This is a genomic window from Streptomyces sp. NPDC005485, from assembly GCF_040606085.1.
Classification (GTDB): Bacteria; Actinomycetota; Actinomycetes; order Streptomycetales; family Streptomycetaceae; genus Streptomyces.
On the sequence record NZ_JBEXDZ010000331.1, the window covers coordinates 1 to 1248 of the forward strand.

General features: G+C 69.5%; 1 pseudogene. It reads right to left on the reverse strand.

Features of this window, described 5'->3' with window-relative positions:
* Positions 1–1103: pseudogene (locus tag ABZS97_RS44015) on the reverse strand (IS110 family transposase); the annotation flags it as partial.
* Positions 1104–1248: the final 145 nt, after the last annotated feature.

Consider the following 1248-nt stretch of genomic DNA (forward strand, 5'->3'; position numbering starts at 1 on the left):
GTGTGGGTCTTTCCGCGGGCTCTGCACTTGTCGTAGTAGGTGCGGGAGGCGGGGTCGTGCAGGGCGGCGAACGCGGACAGGAACATCGCGCGTTTGAGTTGCCGGTTGCCGCCTCGTGGGGCGTGTTCGCCATGGACCGAGGTCCCCGACGACCTCGTCGTTGGGGCAAGGCCGGCGTAGGAGGCCAGGTGGGCGGCGGTGGGGAAGCTGGTGCCGTCGCCGACGGTGACCAGCAAGGTGGCGGCGGTCCTGACCGCGACCCCCGGCATCGAGGTCAGGACCGCGGAAAGAGGGTGTGCCTCCAGCAGCTGCCCGATCTGCGTTTCCAGAGCTCGTCGCTGGTCGTGGACGGCCGCGAGCGAGCGGGCCAACGACGGGACCACGACGTCGAGGGTGCCGGTCCCGGGGACGACGACGGTCTGCTCGTTGAGCGCGTCAAAGACCTCGTCGATCAGCCGCTGGGCCATGCGCGGAGCCCTGGGTCGGATCACTTCAACCAGCCTGCGGCGACCGGCCTTTCGCAGGGCGGCCGGGGATCCGTAGCGTTCCAGCAGCCAGGTCACGGCCTGGTGGTCAAGACGCGGTCCGAGGACGCGTTCCAGGCTGGGGTGGAACTGGGTGAGCAGGCCGCGTATCCGGTTGGAGGTGCGGGTGGCCTCGGCCGCCAGGTCCTGGTCGAAGCCGACCAGGACGGTCAGTTCGGCGGTGATTTCGTCGGTCAGTTCCAGCGAGCGCAGAGTGTGCGGCATGGTGCGGGCGGCGTCTGCGATCACCGCGGCGTCCCTGGCGTCGGTCTTTGCCTCGCCCGGCTAGAGATCGGCGATGCGTCGCATGGACAGGCCGGGCAGGTAGGCGACCTTGCAGCCGGTGTCCCGGGCGACCGTGAGCGGGAGGGCGCCGATCGAGGCGGGCTGGTCCACGATCACCAGGACGGTGCCGAACTTCGCGGCCAGCTTGTCGAGGACGGCCCGCAGTTTCGGCTCACTGTTGGGCAGCTGCTTGTCGAAGACCTTCTTGCCGGCCGGGGTGAGGCCGTGTCCGTGGTGGGCGCTCTTGCCGACGTCCAGGCCGAGGAAGACGCCCACGTCGTCGATGTCCTTCAACCCATCCTCCCGAACGGGGTAGGTGTGGTGCTGGCCAGGGCGTTGGCGTCGTATGCGCGCATCCACGTTATGCAGACCTGCCGCCCGCAAGCCGCCCGGCGTTGCGCCGGGCCAGGCGGTAGTCGGACCTCTCATCAGCGTCTCC